Source organism: Actinopolyspora xinjiangensis (assembly GCF_900104475.1).
Classification (GTDB): domain Bacteria; phylum Actinomycetota; class Actinomycetes; order Mycobacteriales; family Pseudonocardiaceae; genus Actinopolyspora; species Actinopolyspora xinjiangensis.
This window is the reverse complement of the sequence record NZ_FNJR01000024.1, coordinates 1-16,425: the sequence shown is the minus strand read 5'-3', so window position 1 is coordinate 16,425 and position 16,425 is coordinate 1. Positions and strand designations below refer to the sequence as shown.

Annotated in this window: 17 protein-coding genes; 12 read left to right on the top strand and 5 right to left on the bottom strand. The window is 66.4% G+C overall.

Features of this window, described 5'->3' with window-relative positions:
• The 4 genes from BLQ75_RS22685 to BLQ75_RS22670 form a co-directional block, all read right to left on the bottom strand.
• A partial coding sequence (locus BLQ75_RS22685; protein ID WP_342028322.1) for an MAB_1171c family putative transporter occupies positions 1-730 on the bottom strand: 730 nt, incomplete at its 3' end.
• A complete protein-coding gene (locus BLQ75_RS22680) occupies positions 730-1,260 on the bottom strand; it encodes a hypothetical protein (protein WP_092604703.1) in 531 nt (176 codons plus the stop codon). The genes BLQ75_RS22685 and BLQ75_RS22680, both read right to left, overlap by 1 nt.
• Positions 1,257-2,096 carry an alpha/beta fold hydrolase gene (locus BLQ75_RS22675; RefSeq protein ID WP_244515875.1) on the bottom strand — a complete coding sequence of 280 codons (840 nt, stop codon included), beginning with the start codon at positions 2,094-2,096 and terminating at the stop codon, positions 1,257-1,259. The genes BLQ75_RS22680 and BLQ75_RS22675 overlap by 4 nt, the downstream gene beginning before the upstream one ends.
• Before the next feature lie 126 nt (positions 2,097-2,222).
• Entirely contained in the window at positions 2,223-2,636 is a 414-nt protein-coding gene (locus BLQ75_RS22670) for a helix-turn-helix domain-containing protein (RefSeq protein WP_092604706.1), read from the bottom strand.
• A gap of 593 nt (positions 2,637-3,229) precedes the next feature.
• On the opposite strand from BLQ75_RS22670, the gene BLQ75_RS22665 reads away from it, so the two are divergent.
• The 12 genes from BLQ75_RS22665 (at position 3,230) to BLQ75_RS24845 (ending at position 15,320) form a co-directional block, all read left to right on the top strand.
• Positions 3,230-3,571 carry a WhiB family transcriptional regulator gene (locus BLQ75_RS22665; protein WP_170837648.1) on the top strand — a complete coding sequence of 114 codons (342 nt, stop codon included), beginning with the start codon at positions 3,230-3,232 and terminating at the stop codon, positions 3,569-3,571.
• Positions 3,572-3,744: 173 nt separating this feature from the next.
• Positions 3,745-4,734, top strand: a complete 990-nt coding sequence (locus BLQ75_RS22660) for a P-loop NTPase family protein (RefSeq protein WP_211481562.1) — start codon at positions 3,745-3,747, stop codon at positions 4,732-4,734.
• Positions 4,731-5,018, top strand: coding sequence for a hypothetical protein (locus tag BLQ75_RS22655; protein ID WP_043574898.1), 288 nt, complete (start codon positions 4,731-4,733; stop codon positions 5,016-5,018). The genes BLQ75_RS22660 and BLQ75_RS22655 overlap by 4 nt, the downstream gene beginning before the upstream one ends.
• Before the next feature lie 2 nt (positions 5,019-5,020).
• Positions 5,021-5,854, top strand: coding sequence for a hypothetical protein (locus BLQ75_RS22650; protein ID WP_244515874.1), 834 nt, complete (start codon positions 5,021-5,023; stop codon positions 5,852-5,854).
• Positions 5,854-7,581 (top strand): hypothetical protein, encoded by a 1,728-nt coding sequence (locus tag BLQ75_RS22645; RefSeq protein ID WP_092604700.1) that lies wholly within the window; start codon positions 5,854-5,856, stop codon positions 7,579-7,581. Before BLQ75_RS22650 ends, BLQ75_RS22645 begins: the two co-directional genes overlap by 1 nt.
• Positions 7,581-9,092 carry an SCO6880 family protein gene (locus BLQ75_RS22640; RefSeq protein ID WP_092604699.1) on the top strand — a complete coding sequence of 504 codons (1,512 nt, stop codon included), beginning with the start codon at positions 7,581-7,583 and terminating at the stop codon, positions 9,090-9,092. Before BLQ75_RS22645 ends, BLQ75_RS22640 begins: the two co-directional genes overlap by 1 nt.
• A 182-nt stretch (positions 9,093-9,274) precedes the next feature.
• Positions 9,275-10,603 (top strand): ATP-binding protein, encoded by a 1,329-nt coding sequence (locus BLQ75_RS22635; protein WP_092604698.1) that lies wholly within the window; start codon positions 9,275-9,277, stop codon positions 10,601-10,603.
• Positions 10,600-11,709 carry a C40 family peptidase gene (locus tag BLQ75_RS22630; RefSeq protein WP_092604697.1) on the top strand — a complete coding sequence of 370 codons (1,110 nt, stop codon included), beginning with the start codon at positions 10,600-10,602 and terminating at the stop codon, positions 11,707-11,709. The genes BLQ75_RS22635 and BLQ75_RS22630 overlap by 4 nt, the downstream gene beginning before the upstream one ends.
• Positions 11,706-13,595, top strand: a complete 1,890-nt coding sequence (locus tag BLQ75_RS22625; protein WP_092604696.1) for a type IV secretory system conjugative DNA transfer family protein — start codon at positions 11,706-11,708, stop codon at positions 13,593-13,595. Before BLQ75_RS22630 ends, BLQ75_RS22625 begins: the two co-directional genes overlap by 4 nt.
• Complete coding sequence (locus BLQ75_RS23690) at positions 13,592-14,221, top strand: hypothetical protein (protein ID WP_170837647.1); 630 nt, start codon at positions 13,592-13,594, stop codon at positions 14,219-14,221. Before BLQ75_RS22625 ends, BLQ75_RS23690 begins: the two co-directional genes overlap by 4 nt.
• A gap of 149 nt (positions 14,222-14,370) precedes the next feature.
• On the top strand, positions 14,371-14,952 hold the full coding sequence (locus tag BLQ75_RS22620; RefSeq protein WP_170837646.1) for a GGDEF domain-containing protein: 582 nt from the start codon (positions 14,371-14,373) through the stop codon (positions 14,950-14,952).
• Between the two features lie 5 nt (positions 14,953-14,957).
• The gene (locus tag BLQ75_RS24845) at positions 14,958-15,320 is read left to right on the top strand and encodes a WhiB family transcriptional regulator (RefSeq protein WP_092604694.1); all 363 of its coding nucleotides are present in this window, start codon (positions 14,958-14,960) and stop codon (positions 15,318-15,320) included.
• A 255-nt stretch (positions 15,321-15,575) separates the two neighbouring features.
• Here the strand turns inward: BLQ75_RS24845 and BLQ75_RS22610 are convergent.
• Positions 15,576-16,377, bottom strand: a protein-coding gene (locus BLQ75_RS22610) for an IS5 family transposase (RefSeq protein ID WP_425286481.1) whose coding sequence is annotated in 2 segments (ribosomal slippage) — positions 15,576-15,720 and positions 15,719-16,377 — 804 coding nt in all. Because the reading frame shifts where the segments join, the coding sequence is not laid out codon by codon here.
• Positions 16,378-16,425 lie beyond the last annotated feature (48 nt).

Below are 16,425 nucleotides of genomic sequence, written 5' to 3'. Positions count from 1 at the left end.
ACAGGCGGGCTTTGATGATGCCGGTGCGCAGTCCGGGGTAGCCGATGCCGAGGAAGAAGAGACCGCTTCCGATGGCCAGCAGGGGTGGTGTCCAGTGTGCTGTTCCGGGAACGGGATCGGTGCCCAACAGTAGTCGGCCGGTGGTCGACAGCACGCGCGGCAGGTGCGTTCCCAGCAAACACACGATGAGCCCGAGAGCGGCCACGGTCAGGCTCTGACGGGCACCGGAGTAGGTCTGCCTTGCCGAGGCTCGGCACAGCCAGGCACCGTGAGCGGTGGCGTAGCTCATGTAGAGATTGCCGATGAGATAGAAAGCCAGCACACCGGGATGCTGACCCGCTTCGGGATAACTAGCCCCGCGCCACTCCACGCTGGTGGCGGCGAAGGATAGCGTCAAACCGAAGCTGGTCAGGGACGCTAACGCGATCTCCGCGTAGCTTCTCCACACAGCGACATTCGGGAGAAGAGCGGAGCGCAGCAGCACGATCAGCAGCGCGAAAAAGAACGTCAGCAGCACGTTCTGTAGCAACTTCGGCGAGTGGCTGGGAAACATCCTCGCAAGGCCGGGAATGCTGACGGCCAGCTGTGCCGACAGGGCCACGGCGACCAGGACCGTGCACAGGGTGACCACCCGCAAGCCCCGATCGTGCGGGACGCGGATCAGCTGGGAGAGCTTCCATGCTGCGGCGATCACGGCCGCGGTCCACATGAGTAGATTGGGCCCGAGCATCACAGCCACCCCTGGTGGTCGTCGAACGCGCGGCTCAATTGGTCCCGTTTCCCCTGTGGAAACCGGAGATGGTCGAGCAGGGTCGCCCACTCCTTGATCACGGTGGCGACCATCTCGGCTTCCCGCTCGGCGGCGGGTCCGTAACCGTCCCGACGAAGCGCACGTCGAATCATCTCAGGAGGAATGTCTGGGAACAGGTGGTTCCACACATCCTCGTCGTTGTTGTCGCTGCCGTGTTCGGAGATGATGTGACCGATTTCGTGCAGGATGATGTGCTCTTGGTGAGCGGGTGTGGTCTCGCGCTGGTAGAGGATGTAGTCGGTATCGGCCGTGCCGACCCACAGCCCGAACACCCCCGGGGTGGGCAGGGGATAGGGCACCAGTTTGAGGGGACGCTGTCTGCGCTGAGCCAGTCGATCACACAGCAGGTTGATGTCCAGCGGTATATCGAGATGCAGCTCTTGCAGCAGGGTACGCACCCCGCGCCGCAGGTGGAGATCGTTGCGCCAACTACGAACATCGCCGGTCATATCTCGTGCTCCGTGAACAGCTTGCGGAGTACGGCCGCGCTGGCCCAGGGATGGCTGACCAGACCGTTGTGCCCACCGGGTAGTTCGACGAGCCGCCGTGGCAGGAGTCGGGCGAGCTGTTCGGCGCAGCGGTATTCCCACCGCTCGCGGCCGTCGTCGCCGCCAGTAGGGATGACCGGTACCGGGGTGGACGACAGTTGCTCGATGTCGAGACTGGCGTGTCGGGTGGCGGGGAAATCGTGGGTGAAAAACCATCGTAGATTCGCCTCGGCATCACCGACCTGCGTCCCTGGCTGGGCCCTCCTCTCGCACGCCGGCGATTCGTTACCACTGAACGTGACGAAGTGCTGGATCGCGGCGTGAACATCCTGTTCGGCGAGTGCGGCAACCTCGGCCAGCCCGGTTTCCTGAGCCGGATCCCGCACCAGTGAGAGCATCGGCGGTTCGTGAGCGACCAGCATCGCCACACGTTCGGGATGCCGAAGAGCCAGAAACAGCCCGATGACCGCACCAATACTCGGCCCCACCACATAAGCGGGTTGATTCGTCACCGTAGCCAACAGCGCTGCCGCATCATCGGCATGAGTCCCCATCGTGACCGGTGCCTGCGCCTGCCCGTCCGGAAGAGAACTGCGCGACAGGCCACGACGATCATAGGAGATCACCTGATAGTGCTCGGCCAACTCCGCAGCGAGCTGTTCCGTGGTCCCCGCTTCGCTCAATCCCCCCTGAATGATCAGCAGCGGAGTGCCGTTACCGCGGATCTCGTAGTAGAGCTCAGCGTCGCCGACCGTGACCATTCCCCGATGTGCTTGCACCGTTCCCGCTTTCCCCATCGGCCCAAGTATGAACAGTAACGTGGCATGGTCACAGAAAAGGACCATCGATGCGTGCTTGGTTGTCTAGACCAAGGATAGCCTCACGATAAAACACCGAGAAGCAACACGTCAGCGAAAAGAGGTTCACTCGGACGAGTGGTCTTCTCCTGGGCGACCAGCTTGGAAGTCGATGAAGTCCATGACGCTGCGCAGTTGATCCGTTGAGAGCTGGCTGGCACGCGTCGCGATCTGGCGTACGTTTTGCTCGCCAAGCTTCGCCAGCAGATCATGTTGCTGGTTGAGGTCGCGGCCACGTTCGGTGTCGGCGAAGTACTCCAGCTCGACTCCGAAGAACTCGGCGAGCTTGACCACGACGGAGTGACTTGGCTCGTTCTTACCTTTCAGTAGGTCGTAGAGATAGCCGCGCGACACACCGATGAACTCGGCTACCTCCGGCTTACCGTAAGAGGCGCCGTCTTCACGTTTTACGCTGCTGAAAAGCCGGTTCAACTTGGTGGCGAACGTGTCACCCGTCGCGTTTGCTCCGGGCTCGGTCACTGTCCTCACCACCTCTCGTGAGAGTGTCGTAAAAGCCTGACCAGCAATATCAACTGTCGACTAAACTTGACAGCGTTGTTGTTGGTGCCTACTCTCAAGGTTGCGCTGTCAAGGATACCGGACAAGAGCCATCGACGATATAGGCCATCCGGGGTGGTGCTCCCCTGGGTGCGGACGCACAGCAGTGGATGCCAGGGCTGACTGCTGTACGACTAATCGGAGACCCGGTCAACAGAAGGCGCTTCGATCATCAGGTCGATCGAACACGACGTAGGAACAATCGACGCTCTGCTCGACGAGAGGAGAAAAGAGCGAATAACCGCACCACTGGTTCGTTCATGGTGCCTGTCCGATCATGATTCCCGCATTCGCGGGATCAGGGCAGGTGTCTGGCGTGGCAGGAAAATTTTGTGGTTTGTGCTGCTCATGAAAACGGAACGGCTCTGATTAAGATGATGTTTTCCTGGTCGGTGCTGTTCGATGGTACTTGGCATCGCATTGTTTTCTCTCATATCTTCCTGTGAGTCCCGTGCGTTCTGGGTCCGGGTAGGGCGCGATCTGTCTTCTGTGGAGTACATCCGAGGAGTATGTCGTTGCGTGATCTCATGAAACTGGTAAGCCAATACGGGTCCTGCGTGTCGGCGGACAATGCTGACGCGTGGTTTCGGGAGCAGCCACGAGGTCCGTCGGCCCGTGAAATCCAGCGCAGGCAGGCGCGTGAGGCCTGCTCCGGCTGTCCGGTGCAAACCGAGTGTCTTACTGTCGGAGTCACTCATGAGTTGTGTACCGAGATGTGCTGGGGAATCTGGGGCGGAGTGTGTGCCGCCGATCGGCAAGAGCTGATCGACAAAGGTGTTGGCGTTACATGCTGTGGAAGCGACCCTGTCGAAGACATGGTGGTCAACTTGCTCTCGATCGCCCGCTTCAATGAGTGACAGCTTTTTCCGTCTTCTTGTTTTTGATTCGAATTAATTTTTGCCTTTGGGGAATTGTTGCTTGGGTTGAACCTGGTCTCACGTCCTGATGAAGGGATGGCTTCATGACCACCGAATGGGTCGATCACGATTCCGAAAGTTCTACTGGCGGGGTTGAGCAGCGTGACCGAACCTTGACAAAGCTGGCTTGCCGAAGCTGGCAGGATCTGCCCACAGCCGATGTGGTCGCTGCGGTGGAATCCGGAGAGCTCACTACGGCTAACCACGGTACCGCGGCAGGGCAGCGGACCACCGCGGCGACGGCGGCGAGTGCGGCTGCGGTGCAACGGCAAGGGCTGGCACCGCTCAGCGACGCGGTAGCCGACTGGTCCGGCTTCGGTGTCGTGATTCCGGTGCTGTCGGGGTCGCCCGGCGCGGGGGCCTCGCTCGTGACGGCAGTGCTCTCCGATGCTCTGAGCAGTCTGCGGCAACGGGTGCTGCTGGTTGACACCGCCGAGCCTGCCCGGTCGGGGTTGGCCACGGCCGCACCTGTGGAGGGGCCAGCGGAGGCCGGTCCGCACGAATCGGTGCGCGTTCGGCATTCCTGGCGTGACGAGTCCACGGTGCTGGCGAGGCTGGAGACCGAGCTGCCGGTGCTTACACCGGGGATGGTGCCGCCGCCCCGGTTCTTCAAACCAACCAGCGGGGCGCTCGACGCCACCGTTGTCGATATCGGACACGACGCGTGGCGGATGGCCGCACATCCCTTGGCCGGTCCCGGTGCGTGGTTACGGAGCGGGAGCCCGCCCGTTCGTCCGGTTCTGGTGTGTCGGGCGAGTCGTCCGAGCCTGTCGCAGGCCGAACAGGTGCTGGCCCGGCTGGAGGCGTGGAACGAGGCCGGGGTGATCACACTTCCGATCCAGTTGGTGGTGGTCGGGGCGTGGTCGTGGCCCGCCGGGTTGGCCGGGGCCACCGGACGGCGTGTGGCGGCTCTGCTCGAGGAGACGGTGTTCCTGCCGCACGACTCGACCATGGCGGTGGAGGGCATCACTGCCGAACCCGTTCCGAAGCGAGTCCGCGCGGCGATCACGCCGCTGCTGAGCCGTTGGGGACTCGTTGCTTCTTCGCCGGTGACCTCACGACGTGCTGTTCGTCGCCGGAACAGAAAGGAATCCCCAGCATGATCCAGGAATCCCTGATGCCGATTCTCGCGCAGCTTCCCAATCCGGAACCGCAGGCCCCACCTGGGGCCGAGCAGATCCTCGGCGTGGTGGGCAACATCAAATGGGGCGCCGGGGTGGCCCTGCTGGTGGGATTTTTCGTCGGAGTGCTGGTCTGGGCCGGCGGCCGGTGGGTTGATCACCACCGCGCGGGCAAGGTCGGCGTGGTCATGATGCTGTGCGCCCTCGGGGGCGGAATCTTGTACGGCATCGGATATCAACTGCTCACGCATTTCGCGGGGGTCTGACGATGCAGGAAACCCCACCACAGCAGCAACGAGTTCGGCAGCGTCGTGCCCAGCTGGGACTGTCGGCGGCGTTGGGGGTGCTGGCGGTACTGGTGCTGCTCGCGGCACTGGTGACCGCTCGCGCGCTCACCGAGGATCGGTCGGCGCCGGAACCGTCCACAACACCGCCCAGCCCTGCTCTGACACCGGAGAAGGGGAGCGGTGCCTGGGAGGTGGCCGCCCAACATCGACTTGCCCGGCGAGAGATGGCGCAGCTACCACCGGCGGCGGCGCACCCCCATGCGGTGAGCACCGAGACGGCGGGCCCGCCGATCTCGCTGCCTGCGCCAGACAGCAGTCGGGGAGGTTGGATTCCCACCGGGTTCCCCGCCACGCCGCAGGGGGCGCTGGCCCAGCTGGCCGCGCTGGATGAGGCGGCGATGCGCGGGGCTGATCCGGCCACCTATGCCCGCGGTTACCACGAGCTCGCCCTCACCGGTGCTCCGAACCCGGAAACCACGGGGCTGTATGCGGTGCTCACCTCGATGCGTGACAGCGCGGGGCTGCGGCCCATCGGTTCGGTGGCGGGGCTGCGGGCCGACTACGAGATCACTCATGCCCAGATCAAAGGCACCACCGACCAGGGGCGGTACGTCGTGGCGTGTGTGTTGGGGCAGTTCTCGGTGACGTATCACGGCCGGACCGTCTCGGCCGGGGTGGGCGATTGCCAAGCACTGCGCCGTGTCGAGGGGCGCTGGCGACTCTCGCCGGGCCCGTTGCCGGCTGCCGCGCCGAGCGCGTGGCCGGGCAGCGTCGAAGCGGTCCGTGCCGGATACCGACCGATCCAGGAGGCCTGATGCGCTGGCCACTGTGGGTATGGCCGTTCGACGACATCGGTGACGGTCTCGGAAACAAGCTGGGCGAGCTGCTGGTCTCGTCCGTCGAAAAGGCGATGCGCAGCATGTGGGAAGCCAGTCTGGCGCTGCTGCGGGGAGCGTTCACCGTCGCCGACCGGTTTTCGGTGTTCACGGTGGATCCTCGCACCGAGCCGGTGTCGGTGTTGTGGCCGATCATGCTGTGGCTGTCCGGAGTGTTGGCGCTGGGACTGTTTTGCTGGCAGCTGGTCATGACCAGCCTGCGCGGCGGCAGCGGATTCCTGCGTCTGGTTACAGGGCCGATGCAGTACGGGCTCGCGCTGGCGGTGACCACCGGCATGGTCGGTGGGTTTCTGGCGGCCGCCGACGGGCTCACCAGAGGCATTCTCGACTACGGGCTGGGCGTGTCGAATTTCCAGGACGCGCTGGAGGCGAGCTCGTTTCTCGACACCGCCCTGGATACGGAAAAAGCGTATCTGCTCGGGATATGCGCCGTGATAGGGATAATCCCTGCCGGAATCGGGTTCGTGTTGGAGATGCTGTTTCGCGAGGCCGCGATCTACGTGCTGGTGATCACGATCCCGATCACCGCAGCCGGGTTGCTGGCCAATGTCAGCAAGAACTGGTTTTGGACCACCACTCGCTGGATGCTGGCCTGCATCGCCATGAAACCCGTGCTCGCGTTGACGCTGGTACTCGGCATCGCCATCCACGCCGGCTCGAACGGGGTGTCCGGACTGCTGGCCGGGATCGGGGTTTTGATGATCTCACTGGTCGTCCCGTGGCCGTTGTTCAAGCTGTTCGCGTTCGTCGATCCGAACGCCGATGCCGGCGCGGCGTTTCGCCGTGGGATCTCCTCGGCCGGTCTGGATTCCTACGGAGCCAACAGCCCCGCGTTCAAGGCCGCCTCGATGGCCTACGACAAACTCACCGGCGGCACCAGCAACGGTGGCGACAACGACATGTCCGGCAGTGACGGTGAGGGGCCGCTGGAGAACGCGACCACGCAGCGGTTCGACCAGGCCCTGTCCACCGCCGAGGCGGATGCTGCCGGAACTGGAGGTGTGGCCGCAGGTACCGCTGGCGCGGCCAGCGGAGTGGGGCTGGCAGCAACGGCGACTGGGCAGGCACTTTCCGCAGGCGGAAGCGGCGGATCCTCGTCCGCCTCCTCGACAGGCCAGGCCAACCGTGGCGCGATCACCGCTTCGGACGGGCACGGCCCCCAGGGGGCCACACCGGATAGCCAACCCGGTGCCGAGCCGAGCGCGGGATCGTCGACCGGTGACGAGTCCGCCTCGTCCGCAGGGGTGCGCTCCGAACCCACTGCCGAGGCAGCGGGCGCGGGAGATGGCCCCACCTCGGAGAGCGAGCCGTTCGGGGAGGCCGACCAGGCGGGTGCGGGCGAGGCAGTCGCTCCTGCCGGTGCGGCAGAACCGGAGAGCGCCATCGCCCCGCCTGATATCGGCGGGGGCGAACCTCCACCGTCGCCGGGCTCGGCCGATGAGCATTCCTTCCCACCGGAGCCACTCGGTTCGGTCGATCCCGGGCCACCAGAGACAGGTCCCAGTGATGACGACGGTGACGAGGACCCGGGTGCTGGGGGAGTACCTCCCAGTGGCGACGGCCCGCGGGGTGGTCCCCGCGGCGGTGGAGGTGGAGCCAGCGGCGGCGGTGCCGAACAGTCAACGGATACGGCGGTGATCACCTGATGAGCGGCGTACGGATTTATCGAGGCCTGGCCCGGCGGGAAAAGCCCGGCTGGATCATGGGGCTGTCCCCCGCACAAGCGCTAGCCTGCCTTGTTCTGGCGGTGCCGGTGCTGTGGACCGTCTCAGCCGGACAGTTCCTGCGGGCATTGATTCTGGCCGGAGTGTGCGGACTCGCAGCGGCACTGGTGGTGGTGCCGGTACGGGGCCGCCCGGCGCTGCGGTGGTTGGCCCATGTGCTGCTGTACCAGCTCGGGGCGGCCTTGGGGTGGTCACGGTGGCAGTCCCGCGCTGCTGCCGGTGAGTTGGATGATCCGAACGAACCGGATTTGCCCGGTGTGCTTCAACGGGTGTCGTTTCCGGACGGTCCGGTGTTTCAGCACCACGGACGAGTATGCCTGATCCACGACACCGGCGAAGGACGATGGGGCGCTACCGCCCGAGTGACCCACACCGGGGTGGGGCTGCTCTCGGCCGAGGAGTGTGACCGGTTGGCGTCTCGGCTGGGTAGCATGTTGCTCTCGATCGGGCATCGCGACGTCGTCGACCGGCTGTCGCTGCTGGTGCGCACCGTGCCCGACGACGGCACCGAGTACGAGATGTGGCGTTCCCGCCACGATGTGGCCGAGGCGCCGGATCTGGCCCGCCGTGCGGTCGACGAACTCGACCGCACCATAGGCTCGGTCTCGGTGCGCCACGAGGTCTTCGTGACGGTGTCCGGCCCGGAGGACGCGCTACGCAAACCCGCCGCCGCGGCCGGAGGCGGAGTCGAGGGCCGCGCACGGGTGCTCTACCGCGTGCTCGACGGGCTCGAGGACCCGCTCAAAGCCCTCGGCGCCGACAGTGTGGAGTGGCTGTCCGGCAGCGGGTTGGCCGAGGCGGTCCGCACCGGATTCAACCCCGACAGTTCCGCGGTGTTGCGGGCCGGGCAGCTGGCCGGATCGGAGACCGACGAGGTGGGGTTGCCGCTGGCCGCGGCGGGACCGACCCAGGCCCCCACGCCGGGATGGCGGCACTACGACCACGACGCCTACTCCACGGTCTCCTACAGCGTGCTCATGCCCGAAGCCGGCACCGTGTTCGGCTCACTCGCCCCACTGCTGGCGGTCAAATCCGCCGGGGAACGCCGGTGCCTGGCGATGCACTACGAGGTGCTGGGCTCGCGCGCTGCCTCCCGCTCGGTTCAGGGCTACCGGTTCCGCTCCGGAGTGATGCGCGACTACAAAGCGTCGAAAGGATTCTCGGCCAGCGCCGCCGACGACCGCGAAGCTGGCGGAGCCCGAGCCCAGGAACAAGCCGTGGCCGCCGGGCACTCGCTCGTGCGCTACGCCGCGGCCGCGGCGGTGACCGTGCCCGCTGACCGGCCGGTGGAGGATCACGCCGCCCGGTTGGAAAACGACGCCGCCGGCCGGTTCCGCCTACTACGACTCGATCTCGCCCAGGACAGCGCGTTCGTGGCCGCCTGCCTGCCCCTCGGCATCGGACTCCCGAACGCCCGAGGAGGTCTGCTGTGACCCGCACACCCGCACGCGGCGCCGCCCAACTGCTCCGCGACACCGGCCAGACCCTGCCGCACATTCCCCCATCAGCACACCCCACACCGCCGCCCTCGCGGGGTGAGCGGATCAACCGGCCGTGGGCTCCCCGTCGCGGCCGCTCCCGCCCCGGGCACGGGTGGTCCCCGGTCGCCGCGCCGATGACGGTGTATCAGGCCACCACCAGCGAGATCGGCGGACTGTTCCCACTGCTGGCCGCCAACGGTATCCCGGCGGTGGGGGCCCGCATCGGCTACGACACGTTGTCCGGCAGCGCGTTCTACGCCCATCCCGTCGACTGGGTACTGCGCGGGCTGACCACCAATCCGAACCTGGTCGTCTTCGGCGAACCAGGACGGGGCAAAAGCAGCACCGTGGTCGCTTTTTTGCTGCGCATGATGCTGTTTGGCACCAAAACGCTGATCTCCGGCGACGTGAAAGGCGAGTATTCACCCCTGCTGCGCGCACTGGGCATCAGCCCGATCGCGCTGGGACGGGGACTGTCCACCCGCCTCAACGCGCTGGACCTGGGGCCGATCGCCACCCGGTGGGACTCGTGGTCAGCCCAGCGGCAACGCGACGAACTCGACGCGCTGCTGGCCCGGTGGGTCAAGCTCCTCGTCGCGTTGGCCGAAGCCCAGGGCTACGCGCCCACCGTGACCGACGAGGCTGTGCTTGCCCAGGTGCTGCGTCGACTGCTCGGCACGACCGACGGCGCCAGCCGGTTGCGCCCGGTCACCATTCCCGACGTGCAGCGCGAACTGGCCGATCCGGACGAACAGCTCTGGCGTGAGACCCGCTTCGCCGACCGGCGCCAGTTCCTCGACACACTGCGGCCGATCACCGACGCGCTGGCCAACCTCATCACCGGCCCGCTGTCCGGACTGTTCGACGAACCCACCAATTTCGACCTGGACTGGCAGGCCCCGATCCAGTCCATGGACCTCTCCCGACTGCGCGGCCGCGGTGACCAGGCCGTGGCGGTGGCGTTGACCTGCCTGGGCTCGTGGTCATCGATGATCACCGATCTGCAGGACGACGGCGAGATCCGCATCGTCGTGCGCGACGAGGTCTGGCGCCAAATGCGGCTGGGCTCGAAAGCCGTGCAAGCAGTCGACTCGGACCTGCGGCTCTCCCGCGCCGAGCAGAAAATCCAGATCCTCGTCGGCCACAAACCCAGCGATTTCCTCTCCGTCGGCAGCGCGGGCTCCCAAGAGGTCGCCATCGCCAAAGACCTGCTGGCCCTGTGCAGCACACGGATCCTGTTCGGACAATCCACCCGGGTCGCCGACGAGCTGGCGGGAGACTTCGCTCTGTCAACCAAAGAATCCGAGGTCACCACCGGCTGGTGCATGGAACGCACCGGCCGGGCGTTGTGGAAGCTGGAAAACAGCCCCGGCTACAAAGTCCAAACCGTGCTCTCCCGCGTCGAACAGAACGCCTTCGACACCAACGCCCACCTGCGCGGAAACGGTGGGGAGACGCGATGAGCGGCAAAGTCGGCCTGATCGCGGCCCCACTGGTGCTCCTGGTCGTGCTGCCGATGGCCCTGATCGGCCTCACCTTCCTGTCGGTCACCGGCGGCGCGGCCGCCGTACTCGGATCGTGCGCCGCCGTCGGTGGGCCGGGCGGCCCGCCCCAGCAGATCGGCCAGCGACACTGGAGCTCCGCGCAGCTGACCAACGCCCGCACCATCACCACCGTGGTGATGCGCCGTGAACTGCCCCAGCACGCGGCGGTGCTGGCCCTGTCCACCGCCATCGTCGAAAGTCGGCTACGCAACCTCGACCACGGCGACCGTGACAGTCTCGGGCTCTTTCAACAGCGCCCCAGCAAAAACTGGGGCAGCCCGGAACAGATCCTCAACCCCGTTTATGCCACCAACGAGTTCCTCGACCATCTCCTCGCCCTCGACGGGTGGTATTCCATGCCGCCGGGCCGGGCCCAGCAGGCAGTGCAGCACAGCGCCTACCCCGACCGCTACGCCCCGCAGGAACCACCCGCTCGGGCGCTGATGCGGCGGTTCTGGACCGGGCCGAACAACCCACCCCCCAGCGCCGACGAGCCTCCCGACACCGGTAACGACACCGGCGAGAAGCACCGGGCCGCACTGGGCTGCGCCAACCGGGGCGGCTCCGACCTGCCGCTGGATCCGCAGAAGATCCCGGACGATTTCACCCTGCCCGACGATCCGCGCCGCCGCGCGGCCGTGAAATACGCACTGAGCAAACTCGGCGCGCCGTATGTGTGGGGCGCCAAAGGACCCAACGCGTTCGACTGCTCCGGGCTCACCCAGGCCGCCTGGGCACATGCCGGGGTGGGCATCTCGGCAGGCACCACCAACCAGGTCCACGACGGACGCGCGGTCGGCTCCATCGCCAAACTGGCCCCAGGCGATCTCGTGTTCATCCCCGGCTCGCTCGGCTCTCCGGCCAACCCCCGACACGTGGGGCTGTACGCCGGGCACGGACTCATCGTCAACGCCTACGACGCAGACACCGGCGTCATCCTCGAGAAACTCTCCGCCTGGAACGACGACATCGTCGCCATCCGTCGCGTCGCCGAACCCACTGCGCCACAAGGAAATCGGGCATGAGCACACATCGTCGTCTGTCACCGGCCACCGATCGCGACCTCGCGCTGATGGGATTGCTGGTCGCGGTGCTCGGCGCGCTGCTGGCCCTGGCGGCCGCCTTGATGACCGGTGCCGCCGTGGCCACCACGCTGGCGGGTGGCCCCTGGGCCGTCCCCGGCTTCGACACGTGGGTAGACAGAGTGCTCGGCGTGCTCACCCACCCCACCGAGCCGACCGCCGGACTCGGTGCCCCGTGGGAAACGGCACTGGCCGGTCGGGCCGACCTGTACTGGATTGTCACCGTGACAATACTCGCCACAGGAACTGCCGTGATAACCACAGGGATCGTGGTGGCTTGGCGCCGATTCGGGCCCTCCACACCGGGGCATGCCTCCCGGGAGGACATCCGCCGCGAACTCTCACCGGAGGCCGCCCGCCGAACCGCCCGCTGGACCCGCCCCGGACTCAGCCCCCGCGAGCGACGCCGCGCCCCGCTGGAGGAGCTGGCCGTCCCGCTGCACCGCGGGCCGAACCGCCAGCGTTTGTGCGTCCCACTGGAAAACCCCACCGGCGCGTTCGCCCCCACCCAGTCGGGCAAATCCCGCACCGACCTGGTGCACAAAGCCCTGTCCGCCCCGGGCGCACTGTTGTGCTCGACGACCAAACCGGACCTGGTCGAATTCGCCGCGCTGGCCCGCACCCGCCGCGAGCAGGCCGGGCCGGTGCTGGTGTTCGACACCACCGGCGAGGTGTCCTGGCCCGCGAGGGTGCGCTATTCCCCGATCACCGGCTGCACCGAGTTCACCGTCGCCCGCCGACGGGCCGAAACCCTCGTCGACGCCGCCGCCGTGGGATTGGAAAACATCGGTGGCAACGACAAGATCTTCCGTGAACGCGCCAAAACCGTGGTGCAGAGCTATCTCATCGCCGCCGCCCACGACAGCCGCAGCGTGGGGGACCTGGTCACCTGGGCCATCACCAAACCGCCCGACCAGGAACCGGTCGAACTGCTGCGCCACTACGGCCTCCCCGAACTGGCCGACAACCTACGAGCCGAGATCGGCATGGTCGCCGAAACCTCGGATGCGGTGTGGTTGAGCGTGCGCCGCGTCATCGAACCCTGGCTGGACCCACAGCTGCGACAACTGTGCACCCCCGAACCGGGTCAGGAATTCGATGTCGGCAGCTTCATCGACAACCACGGCTCCCTGTTCCTCATCGCCGGCGAACACCAGTCAGCCCAAGTCCGCCCGATCCTGACTGCCCTGGTCGAAGACATCCTGACCACCGAACAAGACGTGGCACTGTCCTACCCGCACCGGCGGCTGGAACCACCGGCCACCAACGTGCTCGACGAACTCTTCGACGCCACCCCGATCCCACGACTGCCCGAGATCCTGGCCGACTCCGCCGGACGCGGGGTCCGCATCGACTGGGCCGCCCAATCCCTGGCGCACCTGGAGATCCTCTACGAGGAAACCGGGCGGCGCCAACTACTCGACAACACCACCACACTCACCCTCTGGGGAGGAATCAAAGACCCCCAAACCCTGGAGTGGGCCTCCACCCTGACCGGCCACCACGAGCGACGGCGCTACCAGCAGCAGTCCGACGGCTTGCTGGGCACCTCCCGCACCTCCATCGGCACCGAAACCGTGCCCACCTACCGCCCCGGTGCCGTGCGCACCCTCGACCGCGGCCGCGTCTTGGTGTTCCACCGCCACCTCGACCCCATCCTCGCCCACACCGTCGATGTCACCCGGCGCCGCGACTGGACCCAACTACGCGCCGACGTCGAAACCATCCGCCACGGGCAGCCGCCCGTCTCACCCGGTGGCTACCCCCTGCCCACCGCGCCACAACCCGGCAACACACCCACCGTGGCCGAGGAGGACGGAAAACCGTGACTGAGGACGAGGACATCACCCCCGCCAGCTTTCGCCAGTCCGACACCGACCGCACACGGCGAGACCTGCAGGCCCAGGTCAACACCCTCACCGATGTGGTCAGCAGCCTCTCCACACGCCTCAACGCCCTCGACAACCGGCTCGAAGTGCTCGAAAACACCGAGGACAACGACCCCGTCGAAGACCAGCCCGCCCCCTGGGTGCTGTACACCCCACCCGCAGCCGCCGAAGACCGCCACCACCGCGACGACGAACAGAGTCCCCTCTGGACTGTGGAGAACTTCGTGGCCTGGCACAACGTCACCTACGTCGGCCTCCCAGGCGGATCCTCCCGTCCGATACCACCCTGCTGGCGCCATCACCCCGGCCTGGCGCTGGAGATCGCCACGCTGGCCTACACCTGGCGCCGCGCCAACATCGGCGCCACCGCCAACGTCCGCGACGCCCAGTACTGGCACCACCAATGGCGGCCCGGATTCGCCGCGCGACTGACCGACTGGGTCCATTCCCATTGTCTGGACGGTCGCCACCGCGACAGCGGAGCGCCAGCCCGCACCGACCGGTTCTCGACGGACACGGACACGATCCCGACCGGGGACAACGAGGCCCAGCAGCACAACGTCTAACTCGTCGAAAGGCAACCGTCATGCACCTCTGCGAATGGATGTCGACCTCGACCCCTTTGACTCACCGATCGTCACGCTCGACGGCCACCTTGGGCACGGCGACCGTGGCCGCGGCCGCTGGATGGGCCGCTACCGCCTACCGACTACGAATGCGCACCCGCCAGCTCGCACGTGCCCATCGCGACCCGGTCACCGGACTGCTGACGCGGACAGGATTCGAAGCAGCCGCCGCCAGAACACTGACCAAGGCCAATGCTGTCGGACTGCTCGACCTCGACGGATTCAAACCCATCAATGACACCCACGGCCACCACACCGGCGACCGTGTACTGCGCACCGTCGCCAGGCGTTTGGACGCCGAACTCGGCACAGCAGCGGTTACCGGACGGCTCGGCGGGGACGAGCTGGCCTTCGTCGCCCACCTGTCCGAGCTCGATCAGCTGGATCGACTGCTGAGCGCGCTGACCACGCCGATCACGCTGCCCGACCTCGGCAGGCCGCTGCACGTCGGTGTCTCACTGGGCATCACCACGGTGACCACTCCAGCCCCGGACCTGAACGAGGCTCTGGAGGGTGCCGATCTCGCCATGTACGAGGCGAAAACCCACCGCGTCGGATGGCGTGTGCATTCCCCACAGACGGTGGCCGAGTTCAAGAAGGCCGTTCTGTGCCCGCCGCCGTGCGAAGGTGAGCCCGTCGGTCTCATGCCCACCGATACGGCAGGGCGATAGTCAGTATGACCAGCGCTGCCTCCTCGACATCGGGATGGGAACAGCACGCCGCGTGCGCGGGAACTCCGATCGAACTCTGGTACGGCCCCGACGAACGCCCCGAATCCGGCCACGAGGCCTACTGGCGACGTCGACACGCGAAAAACATCTGCGCCCGATGTCCGGTGCGCACCGAATGTCTGGCCGACGAACTCCTCCAGTCCCGCGCCGACCAGCACGGCATCCGCGGCGGCATGACACCCCGCGAACGCGAACAACTGCTCGCCACGTGGCGGCGGGGCGGACTCATACCTGCCGAGAAACCTCCCAGCTCCGAGACTGTGCGAACCCTACTCATTCAAGAGGTTCCGAGTTCCTCAGCTTCATGATCACCGTCATTGGGAGTAGTTGTTCTGCAGCTGGATAGCGGCGACGCGGTGTAGGAACTTTGGTTCTCGATTGCGGTTTGTGTTCTGCGGTAGCCGACCGGTCACTGCAAGCTGCCAAACGATACGAGGTTTCGACCGTGACGATCATGTTTGGTCGGAGTTGTGTTCGTGCTGCTGTCAGTGACGATGCGGTGCCTGTGGGGGCCGGTGGGGCACCTCTCCGGGAAGGCTTTTGGGGTGAATCCCATTGAGTTCCTAACGTATTCGGTTGGGTAGTCGGCGCCAGCAGATGAGGCTGGTGGCCAGGGCGAGGAAGTCGTGGTGGATGTCGGTGCGGCGTTCCCACCGGGTCGCCAGACGTCGGAACTGGTGCAGCAGTGCCAGGGTGTGTTCCACAACAGCGGACGGGCTGGTTGGTGTCGCGGGTGCGTTTCCGGCTGATCAGTGGCGTGATCCCACGCTGCCGGAGCTGCTCGCGGTAGGGCTCGTCGTCGTAGCCGCGGTGCGCGACGAGCATGTCGGGCTTGCGGCGCGGGCGCCCGCGCCGCCCTCGCACCGGCGGTATCGCCTCGACCAACGGCAGCAGCTGGGTGCTGTCGTGCCGGTTGCCGCCGGTGAGGATGACGGCCAGCGGAATGCCACCCCCGTCACAGATCAGGTGGTGCTTCGCGCCGGTTGTGCCTCGGTCGAGGAGGGCTCGGCCCCGTGGCCGCGCCCCCTTTTTTTTCGTGCGAATGTGGGAAGCATCCGCACACGCTCGCGACCAGTCGATGGGCCCGGCAGCATGGAGTTGCGCCAGCAACACCTCGTGCAGTCGGTCGAAGACCCCGGCGGCCTGCCAGTCCCGTAAGCGGCGCCAGCAGGTCATCCCGGACCCGAACCCCAACTCCTGCGGCAGATCTTCCCAGCCGATGCCCGTGTAGAGCACGAACAAGATTCCTTGCAGCACCCGGCGGTCATCCAGCGGCTTCGGCCCCGTCTTACCGGCCGGGCACACCGGCAGCAACGGCTCGACCCGCTCCCACAACTCGCCCGAGACCACCCACGGCGCAACCATCACCAAGATCATCCCAGCCCAAGATCACCAACGTGTCAGCTAAGAACA